15 protein-coding genes are annotated in these 21,301 nt (G+C 45.7%); 5 read left to right on the top strand and 10 right to left on the bottom strand.

Annotation, left to right across the window (positions count from 1 at the left end; genetic code table 11):
• Positions 1 to 1,347 carry a DUF1501 domain-containing protein gene (locus tag QMY49_RS21515; RefSeq protein ID WP_283316727.1) on the top strand — a complete coding sequence of 449 codons (1,347 nt, stop codon included), beginning with the start codon at positions 1 to 3 and terminating at the stop codon, positions 1,345 to 1,347.
• Positions 1,348 to 1,458: 111 nt separating this feature from the next.
• On the opposite strand, the gene QMY49_RS21510 is transcribed toward QMY49_RS21515, so the two are convergent.
• From QMY49_RS21510 to QMY49_RS21500, 3 genes are read right to left on the bottom strand one after another with little or no spacing between them, the layout of a single operon-like run.
• Entirely contained in the window at positions 1,459 to 2,265 is an 807-nt protein-coding gene (locus QMY49_RS21510) for a metal ABC transporter permease (RefSeq protein ID WP_283316724.1), read from the bottom strand.
• Between the two features lie 3 nt (positions 2,266 to 2,268).
• Entirely contained in the window at positions 2,269 to 3,195 is a 927-nt protein-coding gene (locus QMY49_RS21505; protein ID WP_283316720.1) for a metal ABC transporter solute-binding protein, Zn/Mn family, read from the bottom strand.
• Positions 3,185 to 4,333, bottom strand: coding sequence for a hypothetical protein (locus tag QMY49_RS21500; protein WP_283316718.1), 1,149 nt, complete (start codon positions 4,331 to 4,333; stop codon positions 3,185 to 3,187). Before QMY49_RS21500 ends, QMY49_RS21505 begins: the two co-directional genes overlap by 11 nt.
• 303 nt (positions 4,334 to 4,636) lie before the next feature.
• On the opposite strand from QMY49_RS21500, the gene QMY49_RS21495 reads away from it, so the two are divergent.
• Positions 4,637 to 5,290, top strand: coding sequence for a cupin domain-containing protein (locus tag QMY49_RS21495; protein WP_005452759.1), 654 nt, complete (start codon positions 4,637 to 4,639; stop codon positions 5,288 to 5,290).
• An 81-nt stretch (positions 5,291 to 5,371) separates the two neighbouring features.
• Here QMY49_RS21495 and QMY49_RS21490 read toward each other — a convergent pair whose 3' ends face one another.
• Positions 5,372 to 5,611 (bottom strand): HP1242/YdcH family protein, encoded by a 240-nt coding sequence (locus QMY49_RS21490; protein ID WP_005452761.1) that lies wholly within the window; start codon positions 5,609 to 5,611, stop codon positions 5,372 to 5,374.
• A gap of 233 nt (positions 5,612 to 5,844) precedes the next feature.
• On the opposite strand from QMY49_RS21490, the gene QMY49_RS21485 reads away from it, so the two are divergent.
• Together QMY49_RS21485 and QMY49_RS21480 are read left to right on the top strand one after the other, a co-directional pair.
• Complete coding sequence (locus QMY49_RS21485) at positions 5,845 to 6,648, top strand: SDR family NAD(P)-dependent oxidoreductase (RefSeq protein ID WP_017818536.1); 804 nt, start codon at positions 5,845 to 5,847, stop codon at positions 6,646 to 6,648.
• Between the two features lie 263 nt (positions 6,649 to 6,911).
• Positions 6,912 to 7,784 carry a B12-binding domain-containing radical SAM protein gene (locus tag QMY49_RS21480; RefSeq protein WP_283316713.1) on the top strand — a complete coding sequence of 291 codons (873 nt, stop codon included), beginning with the start codon at positions 6,912 to 6,914 and terminating at the stop codon, positions 7,782 to 7,784.
• Positions 7,785 to 7,897: 113 nt separating this feature from the next.
• On the opposite strand, the gene QMY49_RS21475 is transcribed toward QMY49_RS21480, so the two are convergent.
• The 3 genes from QMY49_RS21475 to QMY49_RS21465 all read right to left on the bottom strand — a co-directional run bounded on the left by QMY49_RS21475 (position 7,898) and on the right by QMY49_RS21465 (position 14,391).
• Positions 7,898 to 9,202, bottom strand: coding sequence for a dicarboxylate/amino acid:cation symporter (locus QMY49_RS21475; RefSeq protein WP_283316711.1), 1,305 nt, complete (start codon positions 9,200 to 9,202; stop codon positions 7,898 to 7,900).
• An 83-nt stretch (positions 9,203 to 9,285) separates the two neighbouring features.
• Positions 9,286 to 10,536, bottom strand: a complete 1,251-nt coding sequence (locus tag QMY49_RS21470) for an NAD(P)/FAD-dependent oxidoreductase (protein WP_017818533.1) — start codon at positions 10,534 to 10,536, stop codon at positions 9,286 to 9,288.
• 231 nt (positions 10,537 to 10,767) lie between these two features.
• On the bottom strand, positions 10,768 to 14,391 hold the full coding sequence (locus QMY49_RS21465; RefSeq protein WP_283316709.1) for an Ig-like domain-containing protein: 3,624 nt from the start codon (positions 14,389 to 14,391) through the stop codon (positions 10,768 to 10,770).
• 611 nt (positions 14,392 to 15,002) lie between these two features.
• Between QMY49_RS21465 and azu the strand changes: the two genes are divergently transcribed.
• Entirely contained in the window at positions 15,003 to 15,455 is a 453-nt protein-coding gene (azu, locus tag QMY49_RS21460; RefSeq protein ID WP_005452777.1) for an azurin, read from the top strand.
• 111 nt (positions 15,456 to 15,566) lie between these two features.
• Here azu and QMY49_RS21455 read toward each other — a convergent pair whose 3' ends face one another.
• The 3 genes from QMY49_RS21455 to QMY49_RS21445 form a co-directional block, all read right to left on the bottom strand.
• Positions 15,567 to 17,633 (bottom strand): EAL domain-containing protein, encoded by a 2,067-nt coding sequence (locus QMY49_RS21455; RefSeq protein ID WP_061066661.1) that lies wholly within the window; start codon positions 17,631 to 17,633, stop codon positions 15,567 to 15,569.
• 338 nt (positions 17,634 to 17,971) lie between these two features.
• Complete coding sequence (locus QMY49_RS21450) at positions 17,972 to 20,062, bottom strand: EAL domain-containing protein (RefSeq protein WP_017189567.1); 2,091 nt, start codon at positions 20,060 to 20,062, stop codon at positions 17,972 to 17,974.
• A 324-nt stretch (positions 20,063 to 20,386) separates the two neighbouring features.
• Entirely contained in the window at positions 20,387 to 21,235 is an 849-nt protein-coding gene (locus tag QMY49_RS21445) for a mechanosensitive ion channel family protein (RefSeq protein ID WP_283316704.1), read from the bottom strand.
• Positions 21,236 to 21,301: the final 66 nt, after the last annotated feature.

Here is a 21,301-nt window from a genome sequence, read left to right as displayed (position 1 = left end):
ATGAACTTAACTCGACGTCGATTTTTACAAGCAAGTTCCGCTGGTGTGGGTATTTCTGCGCTGAACCTAGCGGCATTTCCTGCCTTTGCTGACTCGTTTAGTCAATGCCAAAACGGATATCGCGCCGTTGTCGGCATTGACCTTGCAGGCGGTAATGATGGCTACAACATGCTTATTCCAACGGCAGCCAATGCCAACGCTCAATATCGCGCCCTACGTGGCAATTTGGCTTTGGATGAAACTACGTGTATTTACCTAGATGCCGTGAACGACACCGCAAAGCTGGCGCTCAACCCTGCCATGGCGGCGCTCAAACCTTACTGGGACAGCGCGAACCTTGTACCTGTGATTAACCTAGGACCACTGACTCAACGCGTAAACAACGTGATATATGGCGAAAGTACGCGACCAGCGCATCTGTTCAGCCACTCGCATCAATCCACCATGGTTCAGTCTCATGCGACCAAGTCTTTATCGAAAGAAGGCTTTGGTGCAAAGACATCCACCGAGCTAGGTACCATGCTGCGCAATCTAAACGAACTATCGCCAATGTTTGATATTGGCGGTACACAGGTGTGGACAAATTGTATTGAAGCACAATCCAACTCGGTGGGTTCTCAACCTCCAAGCGATATTTTTAATGATCAACGTTCACGCGACTTGTTCGATCAACTGCAAAGTACCGGCAGTTACAACAATATTTTTCAATCGCATTACGCAGGTGTCGCGGTAGATTCCACCAGAATGTATGAACAGTTTAGTTCGATTCTGAATTCCGAGATCACCGATGCTTTCCCTGAGACACGAATCGGTAAGCAATTGAAAGCGGTGTTCAAGCTGATTCTGCATAAAGATCAATTCCAACATCCTGCTCAGTACTTCAGTTGTAAGTTGGGAGGATTTGATACTCACTCAGCACAAATCAGCCGTCAAACTGGTTTGTTGCAAGAGTTGGCAGAAGCAATGGCAGCGTTCCAATTAGCATTACAAAACAATGGGTTGTTTGAGCAAGTGACGACATTTACTCACTCTGAGTTTGGTCGAACTCTGATTCCAAACGGCACCGATGGCACGGATCACGGCTGGGCAAGTCACACCTTAGTCATGGGCGGTGGTGTAGCAGGAAAAGCAATTGTGGGTGAGTACCCGGATTTATCTGAACATAGTCCGTATTTGCTTTCTCGTGGGCGTGTTATTCCCACTATTTCTTCAGATCAATTGCATGCAAGTTTGATGGCGTGGTTGGGCTTATCGGAAACCGGAATCAATCAATTATTCCCTGCGTTGGATAACACTTTGACAGATTCGATTCAGCCTCAAATTCTCCCTATTTTCAAATCTTGCTAAAATAGAAACAGATAGAGTGGCTAATTGGTCTATAAACGAAGACTGATCAAGCGTTACTAATAAGAAAAAGCAGTGCTAAACAAAAGGCTCCGTGAATGCGGAGCCTTTTTATCATTGCGCGATATGCTCTTGACCTTTGCAAGCAGATTGCGATTTGAGCAACCAAGGTTGCAGCAAAAGATTGAACAACATACCTGCGATAAACAAGGTGATGACAATACTCGCCCCGCTTGGTAAATCGTAACGAGCCGAAACAGCAATGCCCGATAGTATTCCGACAATACCAATGCTGATACTCGCAATAAAGAACCGAATCCCTTTCAATGCTGCGGCGCACAAAGCCGGAATCACCAACAACGCAAATTCTAAGTAAATCCCCGTGAGCTTGACCGTAATCGGCATCAAGATAGCAAAGATAAGATAGAAGCCACTGCCCAGCATAAACTCAGGCTTGAACCATACCAACAGCAGCATCGCCGCGGTTATCAAAGCCAAAGGCCAAACGTCCGCCCACGTTGCCCACAACAACTGACCATTAAGGATGCCTTGAATGAAGTCACCGCCATGTGGGTCTTTGCTCACGAGCAAAATCGCCAGCGATGCGGATACTACAAACAGGCTGCCGATCATCGGCTCTAAATGCTGTTGGTATCGCTTCTCCATTACGGCGATCAGACCGCAAAGCAATAACGACATCACCCAAGGACCAACCATCTCACCAAAGAAGGAGCCTGAAAACAGTGCGTATTGGTTCAACCAATAATGGCTGAGCGCAGTTCCCAAAGCGGCAACTTGTGCCACCGCCAAATCAATAAAGATGATCTGTCGATTGAGAACTTGTTGCCCAAGAACCACATTGCCAGCCAGAGCAATTAAGCCGCACAACACCGCTGGCAATAACCATGCATACTCAGCCATGGTTTAGATCTTCACCGGAATGGGCTGCACGAGCACGTCCAATAAATCGTCGATAACTTGATCGTACATTTCATCCAAGCTTTCACCTTTAGAAACCGTCAGTGGCAGTTGAATCACAGGTTTGTTTGTATGCTGCTGTAACCAATTTGCTGGACGCTGGTCTTGGTGAGATGAGTAAACAATCGCATCAAAACTATTGGCATCTAACTTGGTGAGTGATTGCAGGTGAGATGTGGTTGGCGAGATACCCGGTTTTGGTTCTAAGTCAGCAATTTGCTCCATGCCAAGCCAATCGTACAAATAACGATAAGTCGCATGATATCCCACCACTTGCTTCCCTTTTAATGGCGCGGCTTTTTCATTCCATTCATTGAGTTTTTTACGCCAATGCGCACGAAACTTCATGCCATTAAACTGGTACGTTTGCGCATTATCTGGATCGATGTTTTTCAAACGCTCGGTGATCGCATGCGAGAGTGGAATCATATCGTTGGCTGCAAACTGCACGTGCGGATTGCCATGGGCGTGAATGTCCCCCATGCTACGGTCGACGTAGTCATGAGTATCTAACATTCGAATGAAATCCGTTGCGTAAATCATACTCGGTGCGCCGTTTTGTACCGCAGCATTGCTACTGCGTACTTGCAACATGGGTAGCCACCCTACTTCCAACTCGGCGCCGGAACACATTGCCATATCAGCTTGGCGCATCTTAGCAATTAGAGAAGGGCGAGCTTGGACGTAATGCGGATCTTGCTTTGCTGTGGTCGCAGAATAGATGGTGGCTTCTGGTGCGTGGCTTTCGAACAAGGCTTTCCATTCTGGCTCACAAACGAAGATGTTGAGAGCCAAAGCAGGCGAAGAGATGATGGCAGCCCCCGCCGCCATCATCGCTAAACTGCATTGAGTCAGTGTCAGCTTAGAACGCATGTGCACCATGCGCTCCAAATGTCATAACGTATTGCAGAGTAAATACGTTATCTGTTTCGCTGTCTTGGTTATCGATACGAGTGTATTGCGCACGGATAGTACCAAAGTGAGAAGAATCCCACGCGATCATCGCATCCATCTCTTTATCACTCAGTGCAGAGAAGTGCATATGGTCGCCGTGAGCATGACCATCGTAGCTTTCTGCTTCACCGTAACGTAGACCTGCTGACCAGCTTGGGTTAAATCGGTAAACACCTGATACGTAGTATGCGCTTAGGTTATCTGGCGACTCCGCATCATCTTTAAACTTGCTGTCTACCACGCCGTCCAACAACATGTATTCCGCTGATAGTGTCAAGTTGCTGTATTTGTAATTACCATCTGGAGCCCATTTCCATACGAAATCTGCACCGTAAAGGTTTGCACCAGTAACTGCTGCACTATGATTATGGTCGTGACCATGCTCCTCTTCGTGACCATGACCGTGGTCGTGATCTTCGAACTCTTTCACTTTCCCGTTTTCGTTACGCAGGTAGCTTAAACCAAACTGCCAGCTAGACGACTCTGAGAAATCATTACCTAGTTTCAGCGTAGAAGTATAAACGCCTACTTTGGAGCCTTCTTCAACAGAAGACATCTTGCTACCACTTAATGCTTCAACGCCAAATTTCACGTACAGATCCGTTGGCAACACAATGTTTGCGCGTACACCATCATCGTAGTAGTGCGAGCCTAGGAATGTGCGGTAAGCAATCGGACGCTCCACAAAGCTGTCAGTGTGCATGTGTTGATTGTTCAGGTAACCAAAATCAGACAGGAATCGACCAGCACGAACATTGAGACCGTATGGAAGTGCCAGTGTCTCGACAAAAGCTTCTTCAAGCATCAATTCTGTTTCATTGCCATGGCTTTCTAACACTGCTGTTAGCGCACCATGGAATTTGTCATCAATGTTTGCAGACATGTTCAACTCAGTGTGACCAAGACCAAAACCTTCTTCACGCTCTGAGTTATGACGTTGGCCATCTTGATAGTAACCGTCTAGCACTACGCCAATCTGAGGGTTCGAAAGCGCATCGGCAAAAACTGGGGAAACAAACAAGCTACCAACCGCTAAAGAGACCAATTTCTTATTCACTACGTTTTTCCTTATTTTGTTATGTTATAACACCATTCAATATTTCGCGGATGTTATAACATAACAAAGAGTAAAAAAAGCGAAGCATGTAACAATTTGTAAAATTAACTTATGTGTAAATTATCAATAATAATCATAAGGTTAACCGGCAAGACCTCCGTATCACTCGAAAAATCCATACCTAACCTTGTGAAAACTCCTGGTTGGCAAACACGCGAAAGCGACTAGAATCGCTTTATTACCCAGATGACGCCAAGATGCTTGGATATACGTACTGGATATAAACAAATACTGGAAGCAACTATGTTAAACATGGATTTTTCACAACGCTTGGTGATTAAAACCGCAGAACAGGAATGGATCGCTAGCCCTGCTGTTGGCGTGTGGCGTAAACCGTTAGAGCGTGAAGCTAAAGAGTCAGGACATACCACCAGCATAGTGAAGTACGAGCCAAACTCAGCGTTTGCTACCCACCCTCATCCGTATGGGGAAGAAATCTTAGTGCTTGAGGGGGTGTTTTCCGATGAACATGGCGACTACCCTGCCGGAACTTATATACGCAACCCTCCGGGCAGCCAACACGCGCCTTTTAGTCGTGAAGGCTGTGTAATCTTGGTAAAACTCAACCAGTTTGATCCAAGCGATATTGAAACGGTACGAATTCATACTCATCAAGCAGATTGGCTACCGGGCATTGGCGGATTGCAGGTGATGCCATTGCACGATTTCGAACACGAACATGTGGCGCTGGTAAAGTGGCCAAAAGGCGAAAGATTCCAGCCACACCGTCACTTTGGTGGCGAAGAGATCTTTGTATTATCGGGCGAGTTTAGAGACGAATTTGGTGAGTATCCAACTCACACATGGTTGCGCAGTCCGCACATGAGTGAGCACTTTCCTTTTGTGGAACAAGAAACGGTGATCTGGGTGAAGACTGGGCATCTACCCGTTAAATAGCGTGCTTAAGCTAACAACCCATCTTGCAGATACGAAAACGGCTCGAAGATTCGAGCCGCCATTGATGAAGCACTTGAAGGATTATGCGCTCATTATTTTTGAGTAAAGCCAGTCTTTTAGTTCTGCACGGTTGTGTTTTAAAGTGTTCATTTCATGGTCGTCGATTGGGTTTCCTCGCAATTCGAGTTCACGGATTTCTTTGTCGAGCGTGTTGTAGTTTTTAGCGTTTTCAGCAAACGCGGAGTCGTTAGCTGTCAGTTGAGTGATGGTATCCAAATGTTCTGGGAATTCATGAGTTAATGAGTGATTTTCACCTAACATAGAGACCTCTTTGGCTGAGTATATTTTAAGTTAAACAAGCTGCTCAAATCTTAAGCAACGCTTAAAATAACCATAGCATTTCAAAGGGGGTGAATTCGTCGATTCGCCCACAAAAACACCAATAGATTGATTTTCAATTTTTCCTATAAAGTGTTTCCCCAACGCCCTCAATAGTCTAATGCGGAAGATGCCACTATGATTGTTTCATATCGAATTCATAAGGAATCTCAGCTATGCAAAAAATCATCCTGATCACAGGCTCTACAGACGGCATTGGTTTAGAAACAGCGAAAATGTTAGTGGCTGACGGGCATCATGTGATCGTGCACGGTCGTAACCAAGAAAAAGTCCAAAACGTAGAACAGAGCTTGATTGAGATAAACGCAGGTAAAGTCGAAAGTATTGTTGCGGATTTGTCTTCTCCACGCGCCGTGAAACAGATGGTTGCAGAAATAGCAGAGCGCTTTGGCAAGCTGGACGTCATCATCAATAACGCTGGCGTATACGCAACACCAAACGCAAGAACTCAAGATAACCTAGATGTGCGTTTTGCAGTCAACACCATTGCGCCTTACCTACTGACAAAAGAGTTACTTCCGTTGCTTGGCAATACAGGGCGTGTGGTGAACTTGTCTTCTGCTGCGCAAGCTCCTGTTAGCATTGAGGCATTAATGGGTGACAAACCGTTGTCAGACGGTGAAGCTTATGCACAAAGCAAACTGGCACTTACCATGTGGTCACGCGTGATGGGATTACAGTTGAGAAACGTCGGTCCTATGGTTGTATCAGTCAATCCAAAGTCTCTACTTGGTAGCAAGATGGTAAAAGACGCTTACGGCATTGCTGGCGGCGATATTCGCTTGGGTGCTGACATTTTAATTCGTGCCGCACTATCGGATGAGTTTGCACAAGCACATGGCGCTTACTTCGATAACGACATTGAAGCTTTTGCGGCACCTCATCGTGACGCCTTAAACGAGCCAAAGTCACAGCAAGTGGTTGATGCCATTGAAACTGTGATTGCGAAGCTTGTCTAACTCAAGCCAAAATAAATATTGCTATTTTTGTTCAAGCACCTAGCTTCGGCTGGGTGTTTTTTATCTGCATTCCAACAAAATCCCTGCCCCTAATTATCAATAAAATCTAAAAACTCATTCGATAAAAACACCAATTATCAACAATTACCAATATTGTTAATCTTCGGTCATCGGGAATAAGGCGACATTATATTGCGCTTATCCCCACTGTCTTTAGCGAGCGATGGCACTGAATCATCCCGCCTTTAACTGGAGATCCATTTATGAACTATGAGGGCAAAGTTTACCGACCATGGCCGGAATACCGCAGCATTCTTATCCAAACTACACTGGGCTGTAGCATCAATACGTGCACGTTTTGTAGCATGTTTGATGATAAGCGCTTTAAAGTGCGTCCCATTGAGGATGTGTTTAAAGATATTGAGGAAGCGCACCTTATCTACCCACACGTAGAGTCGATCTTTCTAATCGACGGTAACGTCATGGCAGCACGTACGGATTACTTGCTCAAGATCTTCGACAAACTGCGCTCCACGTTCCCTGAGTGCAAAAAGACTTCACTTTACAGTGGCATGAACGATTTCCGCCGTAAAACCATTGCAGAGCTAAAAGAGCTCAAAGATGCTGGACTTGATATGGCGTATTCCGGTCTTGAATCGGGTGATCGAATTGTTCTAGAGCGCATCAAAAAGCGCATGTCACCAGAACAAGCCATTGAAGGTATGGCAATGGCGAAAGAAGCTGGCATCGAAGTATTGCTCTCTTTCATCTTTGGACTTGGTGGGCGTGAGCGTTCAAAAGAGCACATCATCGCCACAACCGATATTTTGAACCAAATGAATCCTGAGCAAATTGCCCCAATGGCACTTGCGATTCAACCGGGAACGGTGATGGAGCAGGAAGTGAAGAATGGTGAGTTCATTATGCCGACACAACTGCAGGTGTTGGAAGAGGAAAAATACCTGCTTGAAAACCTGAACATTGATACTTTTTACTGGGGCGACCATGGCAACAACATCGTTCCTCAAAAAGGCTGGCTGTTGGATTCTCGCGACGATTTTCTAAGAAACATCAATCACGCGATTGCGTCTAACCCAATGGCAAAAGACAACGTCATCCAAACCTTTTCGTGGTAATGATGACGGGTTCAGATATAACACCAAATCCCTAATAGGAACTAAGGAGTGACGCACAATGTCACTCCTTTTTTCAAGCTCGATATTAAAGAAGAACCGACTTGGTGTTAGGGTTAGCTCACCGAAGCCGCTGTATGTTGGTCAAAAACATCACCAGCTTGTTTCTTTTGCCAACGGTCAATGACAAGCGTCGCAATCAAATCCCCTTCCACATTGACGGCGGTGCGGAACGTATCCAACGGCCTTTCTATCACTAATAAAATGGCTATCGCTTCCAATGGAATACCCGCAGCTAGTAGTACTAACTGCATACCCGACATGGAGCCCGAAGGCATGCCTGGTGCACCAACGGAAGAGACCATGGCCATGATAAAGATCATCACCAACCCTGTGGTACTCAAATCCACCCCGAACAACTGTGCTAGGAAAATTGCAGCGACACCCTCAAATAACGCGGTGCCGTCCATATTCATTACAGAGCCGAGCGGCAGCACCATACTGCTGACTTCGGGTGCGACATCTAAATTATCTTCCGCACTTTGTTTTGCCAAAGGCAGCGCCGCCGCACTTGATGACGTTGCGAACGCCATGGCTAATGGGGCTGAAATCGCTTTAAACAGTGCAACGGGAGAAATCCCGGTCATTACCTTAGCAATCGTCGGTAATACCACTAGCCCGTGCACCATCGTGAGCACAAACACCAGTAACGCAAACAACGCGAGTTGCTGAATCAGATTCCCACTTGAGGTCAGCGTAATATCAAACACGATCGCAAAAATAGCAATCGGAGACAGCTTAACGATGCCTCGAATCATGGTGTTAACACTTTTGTTCAGCCCCGAGATCACCGCTAGCAACGGATGACCCGATGGAATAGAAAGCAAAATCGCAACGCCTGCCATAAAGGAGAAAACCACGATCGCCAGCAAGTTACCATTCGCCAGTGCAGCAAATGGATTCACCATCGCCATCTTGACAAGGTTGGTGAGTATGGCGGCACCACCAGCACCTTGCTCGTCAATCAAATGAACATCACTACCCACAGAAACGCTTTGATTAAGTGGCTCCCATGCAGGCAAAGCTAACGACGCACCAAGCCCTAAACTAATGGCAATTAAGGTGGTGAAACTGTAGAAAAGCAGTGTTCGCCCCCCCAGAGCTTTAAGACGAACGGTTGAACCAATATTGGTGATGCCTTCGACAAGAGAAAACAGCACCATCAAACCCACTACCATTTTCAGTAAGCCGAGATAGACCGCTTTGCCCAACATTAAAATTTGGTAGTAATCACCCGACAGTAAAAGCGATTTTTCGACCAGCCCATGGTCCATAAGAAGAAGGATGGCTTGAGCCCCACTCCACGCAAGTAGGGCAGAAACAAGAAGTTGAACGGGCAAAGAGAGTTGCAAATGACGCATAAAAAACACCTAGCGCCACAAATCCTGATGATTTGGGCGCTCGATAAAAATGAAAAAATGGAATCGAAGAGTCACGGCTTGGATTAAGACCAAGAGCCTTTGTAATATGGGTTCAATAAACCTTTTACGCGTTTAAGCACTACCAAAGCCGACACGCGGAACCAACCGAAAATAACGCGCTGATGCAGCCTAAAGATCGTGTCGTACAAGCGGCGAACGTAGCGTCCACGCAATACGACTTTGTCATTCATCAATGCGCCAACCGCGTAGTCATGCCCAAGCGCGACGACCATCCCACCGTCTTTGAACACAAACGGCTTTAACTCTTTGCCTTTTACTAAGCGTTTAAATTGCTTCGCCAAATGTGTGGCAGCTTGATTGGCAGCTTGCGCTCGTGGCGGCACAATGCTTCCATCTTCTTGTGGGCATTCAGCACTATCACCAATAACAAACACGCTATCATCGAGAGTAGTTTGCAGTGTTGGCAGCACTTTAAGTTGGTTAATGCGGTTACTTTCTAGACCATCGAGATTCGCTATCCAATCCGGACATCGAATCCCTGCTGCCCAAATTTGTAGATCGGCAAGAATGACTTCATTTTCCGTCACGATACGGTCTGCTTCTGCACGTTGAACTTTGGTGTTTAAGCGAACATTAACGCCTTGCTTTTGTAGTTTCTTCAGTACCTTGGCAGACATGCACTCAGCACTTGCAGGTAACACACGATCCGCCGCTTCAATGAGCGTAATGGAAAGTTGAGTACCATTTTGGTAACGGTTTAATTGCTTGCTGACTTTCGCCCATTCAGCCGCTAACTCAACACCAGTTGCGCCGGCACCCACGATAGAAACACGATGTGAACCACCATTTGCTAGCATTTGCTTCATCTGTTCCCACGCTTTTTCTGCTTGAGAAGCGGAATCTAAGAATAAGCAATGATCGCTCACGCCCGGAATTTTGAAATCGTTACTGATCGCACCAACGGCAATCACGAGGTAATCGTAATCCAGTGTTAACTGCTGCGATAGCCCGGTCTGCTCTGGTGAAAACTCAGTACTCACAGTGATGGTTTTGTTCGCACGGTCTAAGCCTGACATGCGCGCTTGAACATATTGGTAACCGTGGCAAGCAGCATGAAGACGAAACGCAACCGAATCGAGCTCGTTATCAAACGTGCCCGCCGCAATCTCATGCAGTCTTGGTTTCCATAAGTGATGAGAAGATGGCTCAACCAAAGTAACGGTATGGTCAGATTTGCCTGCAAAACTGCTCGCTAAACGTGTGACCATTTCTAGACCCGCAGCACCACCACCGACAACAACAAAATTCGACATACTCCCCTCCCGGAAACCACCCATCGAAAGATAAAAATCAAAAACGCAGCAAATACGTTTGGAATGGCGGGCATTATATTGGGTTGAAAATAAATGATAATAAGCGGAAAAAGAAAATGACTATTACGAATTAGTAATAATAAAAATTAAGCATCTGAGCCAAATGCTAAAAACAAAAAAGCCACCACTTTTCGGTGATGGCTTTTCTTCATTGATGTTGCTTTGTCTTAATTAGCGAGGATCAAGACCTAGCTTTTGTAGTACCAGTTTGAAGTTCTCGCGGCGCTCTTTCACATTGTGAACATCACCTGTCGAACACGTCAGGTCCGGACAACCACGGTTAACGATGCCTGAAACGTCATCGATAAATTGAGAACCTTGCAGACCACTATCTACATACTTCTTCAGCTCATTGTGGTAGTTCCAATCAGCGTACTGACCGCCTTCATCGTTGTATGCCTGAACTGACGTTACCCAGTAGAACAGACCTGCGATCCACTTGATCTCTTTGTTCTCTTCCGAGCTACAAATCAGACCTGGGTTAGAACAGAAGTCTAGCTCAGCATAAAGTGGGTTCGCCGGTGGCGCTTCTACCGTTACGCCATCAATTGTCTTACCAATGGTTGATGGATCAACGTGCGAACGACCTAGGTAGTGGTTAAGCGTACCAAAGTTCTGACGACCTGTGGTTTGGATTACACCACGACCCCACCAGCCACAGCCTTCAACGCTTTCTTGGCTGCTGCCGTCCCAAATGAACTTACCTGCTTTCTGACCAACGTAAGTCTTACACTCGTCGCGTTCCCAAACTTGCTTAGACGTATCTACGTTTTCTGGAACATCGTTACAGTGACCGTTGTTTGTCCAACGACCTGCTGCACCGTTCACCAATAGACCGCGCTCTTCAAGTACTGCATCAGGTGCTGCAAAGACTGGAGCTGGTGCGCCATACCATTTAGCATGAGTCAACGCACTGACTTCCATCTTGTCATCACGAGGACAAGAGTACGCATGATCTAAACCTGAAACTGGATTTACACCGTAATCTGCGTATTTCTGACCCAGTTGACCACAACTTGCTGTCATTGGGTAATCCGCAGGCGCGCCGTATTTCACTTCAGACCAGTTGTTTTCATCACACGCGTTGTAGCGAATGGTCTCTTGCATACTTTGTGCAAGGAACGCAGCAATCGCGACTTTCGCGTATTTGATGTTGGTTGCATCATCAACTTCATCGTTCATCAACCAGAACTTGTTGCCCGCCACACCAATGTTGTGCATTGCGTTCAAGCCATCTAGGAAGTCGTTCCACTTGTAAACCGTTGACGGAACCCACTGAGACTGTGGCGTTTCGTATAGGAAGGCTTCGTTATCCATCACGCTTTCAGCATTTGCTAACTCTTGGTTTAGCGCTTCAATGCGAGTCAATGAACCTTTCTCTAACTCTTCACCTACGTAATACAGTGGCACTTTCGCCGTTTGGTAAAGCTCAATTTTGCTGGTTAGGGCTTGAGAGTCTTGATCAAACATCAATGCAAATACGTTGCTGTACGCGGCTTTACGGATTTGCTGATCGGTTTGAGTATTGCCCATGAAGTAATTTGCGGTTTGCTCTGTTGGCATGTTCGCTAACATTGCAGGCGCATCAACGTAATCTGTCACCTGTTTTACGTATTCAAGTGCGTGATGCCACTGCTCGCTGGTTAGTGCCGTGGTTGCATTCGATTTAGTAAACACCACAAAGTCAGCTTTGTTCGCAGCATCTGCTTTGTAAAGCTCGAAACTATCAAGTAGATCGGCAGTGAAAACGGACGCTTCATCCCATACAGACTGACGACCAGAGTGGGTATCGTAAGCAAACTCGCCAATGCTTAATGACCAACCAAATGTCGCTTGTGGTGCAAGGGTGGTGAAGATCAAGTTGTACGCATGCGCCCAGCCTTTCACGTCATCGCTCAGTGCGTTGATCGCATCAATATCAATACGGCTACCCTTGATATCAATGGCATTCGTCAGTGCTTGTTTAACCGCAACGGCACCAAACGATGCACCTTTGTCTTGCGTAGCGAGATCCAGAACATCCGATCGAATCACGACAGATGCAGTACCCGCGTTCTCTGCTTGTTCGATAGCCGACACAAACGAACGTGTCAGTTGCTCTAGGTTTGTGAGCGCATCACTGCTGCTTGCTGCAATAGTCAGTGTGCTTGGTGCTTGAGTGGATGGGCTCGCCACTACGAATGTGTTTGGCCAACCTGCCACTTCTAGACGCACTGGGTCCATTGGGTTACGTAATGATAGCGCTGGCGCTGTACCCGGCTCAGTACCATCACAGTTTAGATGTAATGACCATGAGCTATCGCTGCCAGGAACAGATTGAGTCCAGTACACCGCTGAGTAAGCAATGTTCTTATGAACCATAATGTCGCCGCCTGTTGCGTGATCACCACGAGTCCAGTCTGGGTACACATTAAAATCAGCACACAGTCCACCTGTTGGCGGAGGCGTCGGTGTTTCTACTTTTTCAACTGTGATGTTTACACGTGCTGTCGCCGTTAGATTCTCAGCATCTGTTGCGATCGCTTCTAGCTTAACTGCACCGACTTCTGACGCCGTCCAGTTACAAGAGAACTGGTTTGTAGTTGATGCGTTGAAATCACAGATTTGCTTGTTGTTTGCTTTCACGATAACGCGAGACAAATCGTCATCAGCATCCGTTGCACGAACAGAAATGGATACCGCTTCACCTTTTTCAAACTTAGAACCGTTCGAAGGCGAAGAGAAGCTCACTTCTGGCTTAACAAAGCTTGGGGCTGCTTCAACTGCAACTGCGATGCTGCGTTGCTCGACCATTTGGTTGTTCTGATCGAGAACCACCACTTTAAGTGTCGCATTACCCACTTCATTTGGCGTCCAAGATTGAGAATACGTCGTTTGACCTGCTGTGATGTTACGTTGACCTAACTTGCGGTCATTCGCCCAAAACTCCAGTTTAGAGATCAATTCACCATCAACACGGGCTTTAATCGTCGTTGCCTGACCCACCATCAATGCTTGACCCTGTGTAGGCGCGACGAATGTTAGCTCATGGACTTCAGGTACCACTGGTGGCTCAACTGGCTTCTCTTTTACCGAAATGCTGACCGCTTGTTGTTGGGTTAAACCAGAGGTGTCTTCTACTACAGCTTTGATCGTGTGAGTGCCTGCGCCAACAGAAGTCCAAGTTGCTTGGAATGGGGCTTGCGTTACACGAGCAACTTGTTTGTTGTCGACAAAGAAAGTCACAGCTTTAACGCTGGTGTTGGTTGCCGTAACGTTCGCTAGCATGGCAACCGCTTGACCTTCTTCAAACTCAGCACCGTTCACTGGCGAAGCTAATTGAAGAGAAATTTCTGGTTCACCTACTTCACCTTCGTCATCAGCGATCAGACGAATGGTATTTTGAAGAAGAGTCAGATCCAATACACCACTCACACCCAGAGTTAGCTCAATACGCTCACCTGCCGGAAGTTGTGATTTCACCCAGCTACCACTATCAAAAGCCAACGCGAGCGTGTTCTTGAAGACGTTGCCTTGTGCGTCGCTGGTGAACTTCATGCCCGGGTAGCTGATGCCAGTCGCAGACCAAGAGGGTGTCGACATTGATAGGTTTGAATCAAACGTCACTTTCGCATCACGAAGTTCAACTGGCTTTGAACCGTCGTTCGTTAGGATCACTTTGTAAGTGTTCCACCACTGGCTTTCTGAGCCGACGATAGTTGCGTCTGTGATCACTCCTGCGTGTGCAGCAGGCAACCCCATACCGATCGCCAGTGCTAAAACACTTGGCATGATCGCTAGCGTATTCTTTCTCATAATTAAGGACTTATACAAACAACAATAAAAAGGAAAGGCATTATAGAGGGGGACTTTTTTCGCGTCGCAGCGGACAGGTGTAACTAAATGTAACTCAACTTACAGGTGTAAAAGTGCCAAAAATAAAGCGTCTTTTCGCGTCAATTTGACGACATTTCGTACGCAATCGGTAAGCAAACAAAAAACTGGGACTCTAGTTCAAAATTCAGAAAGTGTGCACTGGATAAAACAAATCTATTTTCTGGTGACAATCGAGATAAGAATTTGTCTTCACTTTGCTTTTATGCATCTGAAAATCAATAAGTTACAGAATAAAAACACTTGAAACACTTAGTTACATGTTAGCGAAAAAAACGCCAAAATCAGGGCGTTCTGAAGACACAAATAGGCATCTGAGGTGGTTATAAAGATCGTCTTCACACTTCTTAAATGAAGCGTTCAAAATAAGGCATATGAATGATCATCCAGTGAAAACGATAAGTATAACTTTGCAACAAAACGTCAATATCCGGATTGAAGCACGGTTTCAATTGGAATATTCGATGATAATGAGATGCATTGGATCGGTTTGAATCCAAGTCAGCCCAAAAATAAAATATGGAGAGTGTTATATGTCTTTACGTTTAGTAGCAGCAACCTTTGCACTAGTTGGATTAAGCTTTGGCGCGCAAGCAAGCGCAGAGTGTGAAGTGTCCATCGATGCTAACGATATGATGCAGTTTTCGACCAAAACACTGAGCGTGCCAGCGACGTGTAAAGAAGTGAAACTGACGCTGAACCACACTGGTAAAATGCCTGCGCAATCAATGGGTCATAACGTGGTGATTACTGATACGGCAAACCTTCAAGCAGTGGGTACAGAAGGCATGTCTGCTGGTCTAGAAAACAACTACGTGAAACCAAACGATGACCGTGTTTATGCCTTCACTAAAGTGGTTGGCGGTGGTGAAAGCACTTCTATCACGTTCAGCACTGAGAAGATGACTCCGGGAGGCGATTACTCGTTCTTCTGTTCTTTCCCTGGTCACTGGGCAATCATGCAGGGTAAATTCGAGTTCAAATAATCACGCCTTCATCTAAGTATTCTAGTTTGAGATTCTTAGAGCGACATAAATTGAACCTAAAAGAAAAGGGAAGCTGAGCGCTTCCCTTTTTTGTATCTGATCACCTCGGCCTTAAAATGCAAAGTGATCGTAATCCAGACTCTCTTCTCGCTGACTGTATTCAAGCTTTACAACATCGTCGAAGGGCATTGGTTGATAGAAATAGAAGCCTTGGATCAGATCGATACCGAGCTCTGCCATAAACTCCAGTTCGCTTTCTGTCTCTATGCCTTCTGCCACCGTAACAGCACCAGTAATTTTTACGAGTTTCGCCGTTAACCTAAACAGCTCACGACCATTTTTGTTGTTGAGATTAAGCACCAACGAACGATCTATTTTCACTTTATCAAAATCGTATTTCGACAAGTAACCAATTGACGAATAACCAGAACCAAAATCGTCCAAGGCAATCCTCACCCCCGCTTCTCGCAGTGTGCTCAACACACGGTGTGTACGATGCTCATCTTGAATCAACATATCTTCAGTAATTTCAAACTCAACTTGCGAGCAAGACAACGCGCTTTCATTAATCATCGTCAATACTTTTTCGGTGAAGTCTGGCACCAAGCAAGTTTCTGGAGATAAATTAATCGAGACCTTAAAGTTTGGTCGATTCGCCAAAGGCGCCACTTCACGCAGTGTGGTCTCAACCACCCATAAATCCAACTCACTCATTAAGCCGACTTTGGCAAAGTCCTCAAGAAACGTTGGAGGCGTGATCTCGCCCGTTTCTGAGCGGTGACGAATCAGTACTTCAAGCGACCGAATCTCCCCTTTGCGAGCATTAACCTGCGGTTGGTAGAACAACACGAACTCGCCATGCTTTTTCAGATCACTGATACGTTTTTGTGCCGCGAACTTATTGGTAATTTCAGGGAAAAATGCCCCAGCGACTTTGCCATTGTCTAATCCCTCGTAATTGAAAAAATCATCAGAGACTGACTTTGCAAACAACGTATTCGCATTCCCAATCTTGTCCATTTGCTTGAAGAATGGATAGTAAATCAGCACACCGACTAAGATGATGATCAGTTGTAATACCACGCCAGTCCATGTGTAACCAGTCCCGATGTAACCACTGGCGAGCGGCGGAGTCATCCAGCTAACGATCTCGGTAATCGGTGCCACCAACCCCATTGCTGTTGCAATATACGCGATGACTAACCCCACAACCGGTGCGATTAAAAATGGCACAATCATGACTGGGTTGAACATGATGGGTAAGCCATAAATAATGGGCTCGTTAATATTAAACAAGCTCAACACCAGTGCTGTTGCCGCCAAGGCTTTATAACTGCGATTTTTAGTCAGAAACAGCATACACAGCACCAACGAAATGGTGTTCCCTGCACCACCCATTCCTGCATAAAAATCAAAGAAGTTTGTGGTTAAAATTGGCAGTGGTGTGCCCAGCGCTTCGTGGTTTTCTATCGCGACACGAGTTACCTCATAAAGCTCTGACTTGTAAGGGGCAAAAATGATGTGACCATTGATGCCAATCGACCAAAATAGGTTACGCACAAACTCATAAATGATCCCATCAAGCAACGAGTTTGGGTCTAATTTCGGCAGTAACAGATCTGCAATATCAGCGGCACAGAATGCCTGTCCAAGTGCATAGCCCAACACAGTGTAACCAACCACCAAGACTACGGTCGCCATGATGAGGTTGTATGATTGATCCACCACATTTGGTAAATCAGAACGCATAAACCATCTGCGGTTTTGCATGAAGCGTACAGACCAAGCGACGACTGTCGGAACCAGAATCGCTAATGGGTAGTTACTCGGAACAACAGTACCATCTTGCAATAAGCCCCATTCGTTACAGACGATAAAGTAAATCATCAACGAAGGCGTTATCACGTTTACTCGCGAGACTTTTAGCAAAGAGGAAAGGAACTGCGAGAAGTACACTAGAAGCAAAATGGGAAATAGCTTCCAAATAATGGCGCTTGCTGCCCCAACAGTCATACCAAGTTGTTCATAGCCTGCGATCATCAGTAGATTGCTTAACAATGTACTGAATGCAGAAATCAATGAAACAGGCAGCAACATCACTAAGACGTTACACAAACCATTAATGTATAAGTTGGAAGAAATTACAGTAAAAAGCCGATTAATGTATCGATTGTTCATTTGGCTCAGTTAATCCATCAAAGTACGACTCAAAGAGCCGCTCAAGAAATTCGCCGCAATTAAATCCATTTAATTTGTTTCGCAATGAGGGAGAGTTTCGACAAACACGTCGAGGACGGTATCATTCGAGTAACAAAGCGTTGATCGTTCAACGTTGCGAATAGTCACTCAACAAGGGTAGCCACAGCCAACTTGTTGTAATCGACCAAACAGAAAGAGCACCTTTTAAGCCCCTCGGTACTCTCTCGTTTGATAGAAACGCGTTGCTTCTAAGGTCAACGTCGTTCGTTAATTCGCCTGCTATTTAAGCAAGGAGGCGCACATTAGCGCCAGCAAGTCTATATTTCCACTCGACTTTGTAATTGTGACGATAGAAATGGTTTTTCTTGCTGTTCACCAAGAATGTCTAATAAAGGCGATGGACGAGCAAAGAAATAACCTTGCACTTTGTCCACGCCGCAGCGTTTAACAAAGTCATATTCCGCTTGCGTCTCCACCCCTTCTGCCACGACTTCACAATGGGTGATGTGACCTAGTTTCGCAACCAACTTGTAGAGATCTTTGCCCTTTTGATTGTTTGCATCCAACAAAAGTGAACGGTCTAGTTTGATCTTGTCGAATGGGTATTTCAGCAGGTGTGGAAACGATGCATAGCCTGTACCAAAATCATCCATTGCAATACGAATACCCTGTGCCTGAAGCGCTTCCATTGTTTTGATCAAAAAAACCTTATTGCTGAGAATCGCTTCTTCTGTGATTTCAATTTCCAACCACTCAGGAGAAATACCGTAATGGGCTAAACGCGAAAGCAAATGCGGCACAAACTCTTCTTGTTCTATCGTCGCCACCGCGATGTTGATGGCAATACGACGATCTTTCGATAAGTGCATTTTCTGCATGTCTGCCAAGACTTTCTCTATCACCAACTTATCCAGCAATGGCATCGAGTTGAGCATCTGAAAATCACTCACAAACGTCGGCGGGCATAACGTGCCATCTTTATCGATGTAACGAAGTAGCGCTTCATAAGAAAACTCACTGACGTTTTTGGTCGACTGGAGCTTTTGATAGAACATCACTAACTCACCTTCACGCAAAATCGTGGTTAAGCGTTTCTGCGCCGTCGACTTACTGATACTGGAGTTGTTCGACGCCTTTACGTTACTTAGCAGTGATTTAAATATCGAGCTTTCGATACCGGTATAAGCCGTATTCGCACGAAACTGTGCTGAGTATTTTCCTGCGTACGCCAAATAGAACGGTCGATAGATGAAGATGCCCAATACAATGATGAAGGCTTGAAGAATCGAACCTTCTATTTGATTCCCCATCGCCATATAGCCACTGAACAAGGGTGGTGTCATCCAGTTCACAATATTCTCTACCGGCGGTACCAACCCCGATGAAATGCACAAAAAGGTGATGACAAAGCTCACTAACGGCACGAGCACAAAAGGAATGATCAAAATCGGGTTGAAGATGATTGGCAAACCAAACAACAAAACCTCGTTGATGTTAAAGATCACCAGAGGCATCGCTGCCAGAGCAAGCATCAAATGATTGCGCTCTTTAGCAAACATCAGCACACAGAAAAGCAAACTGATCGAGTTGCCAGATCCGCCCATCGACATAAATGCGTCGTAAAAGCCTTGGCTAATCACATTCAGTGACGCCTCTCCGGCCTGCCACGCCATTACATTGGCTTCGGTTGCGGCAAAGATCTGCTGCTTAATCGCAAACAACAGGTTGTGTCCATTGATGCCAATCGAGCCAAGTAAACCCAGCACAGTTTGATAGATCAAACCACCTTTGAATGTCAGCGGGTCTACGCCGAGCTCACGAACCATGCCCCCTGACAACGCCATAAAGATCGCCGTGAAATGGGACATCACCAACGCGATGAGCACAAATAAGAAAAAGTGCACCACGTGCTTAAGCAGTCGTGATGAAAAGTCGAGGGCTTGGGGTTCTAACAGACGTATCTTGAAAATGCTGCAGTAAACGTACGTCATTGTCGCGCTCAATAACGCCAACAATGGGTTGTTCGGTAACATGTAAGTCTGTGAAAGACTGCCATTCTCTATTGAGATCAAGTAGAACATGATCAACGAATAGATGATGAACACGGCACTCGAAACGTTGGTTTTATGGGAAAGGTAGTAACCCGCCACCACGCAGAATGCACTTGGATATAAGTTGATCAGGATATCTGATACATGAAACAGCAGTTGGGAAAAATCCGCTAAGCCAGTAAAACGGAATACGTGTCCAAAAAAAACTGCCAACGCATTAGACAGAATCAAAGGTAACAGCAGCAATGCGATTGACGCCAAATCCGTTAAATAGGATTTTGACGCTGACTGCCACTGCCCCATCAATGCGAATAGACGTTGAGAAGGCGAAAATTTGATTTTAAAGCCAGTTTGCATGAAGCATCTTAATAGTAATGTTATGAAGAGATTCAGCGGTTTAATAAACAGCCATGCGTGCAACCTTTACCGTTAAGTCGTAGAGCCCGTGGGGAGCCAACCATTACGGTACGGACTATCTGAGTAGTCTTAATTGATGTTTTTATTGTGTATTTTTAGCAACAAGCGGAAGTTGTCTGAGGACAGATTGCGGGCGTAATTTAACGATTATATGCGCCTCGATCCATTAAGATATTTTGTCGTAACGACAAATGAGCAATAAAAATAACCCTCACCTTTGATTGATGAGGGTTAACATTGAGGTGATGATTATTGAGCGAGAACTCAGTGTTCCGAATTCATCGGGAATCGTTGCTCATACAGCTCCATAAAGTCTTTGCGAATCAGGTGTTCTAAGTGGTTGGCTTTGTCCGTTGGACAGAAAATCATGATATGCACGATTTGCTCACCATTGATGTTGCTTGAGATATGGATATGCGGCTCTGCACCCGGAAGATCGACACCGGCGTGTTTTTCAATCATCGCGTTGTAGCGATACGCGACATCAGCAAAGTAACTGCAATGTTCGTCAATCTTATCGGTCAGTAATGGCAAAAGTGGATATAGGTTGACGAAGTCTTTCACCACAACAGAAAAGTCATGGTAAACGTAACGCTTCATAAAGTTGAGGTTCTTCACTGGGTAGGTGAAAAACATGCTGTTAGGCAACGTCGCGGTTTTTCCTGTGAAGTGGTATTGCCCATGATGCAGGTCGATTTCTTGAATCACTGTCGCCATCATGTTGTGCTCAATCACTTCGCCACATAGCTTACCGACTTCAATCCAGTCACCAATGCGAAATGAACGCGAACTGGCTCGTTGAATCGAACCGGTAAAACAAAGAATAATCTCTTTAGATGCGACAACAATCGCCACTGCAATCGCGGTAACACTTAGGGCAAACTCGCTGATTTCTGATTGCCATAAGATGAACAACAGGAGCAGCGTAAGCGCGAACGTACCGTTTTTGGTTCTCGACATCCAACTGCGTTGTTCTTCGGTAATGAAGGCATCGTCGCCACGAATTCGAGACAGAATCAAACGACGCAGAACAATGATGAACAGCAGGATTAATGCGGAAAATAAAATTTTGTGAGTGAGAAGAAAATCGACGACTAACTGCACTTTCTCCATTACCCGACTCCCTGTTTGGTTTGGATAGGTTGACCTTTGTATGCTAACTACCGCTATGAAAACAGG

Origin of the sequence: Vibrio harveyi (genome assembly GCF_030060435.1) — a bacterium.
In the GTDB taxonomy this organism is placed as follows: domain Bacteria; phylum Pseudomonadota; class Gammaproteobacteria; order Enterobacterales; family Vibrionaceae; genus Vibrio; species Vibrio harveyi.
This window is presented reverse-complemented; position numbering and strand designations above follow the sequence as displayed.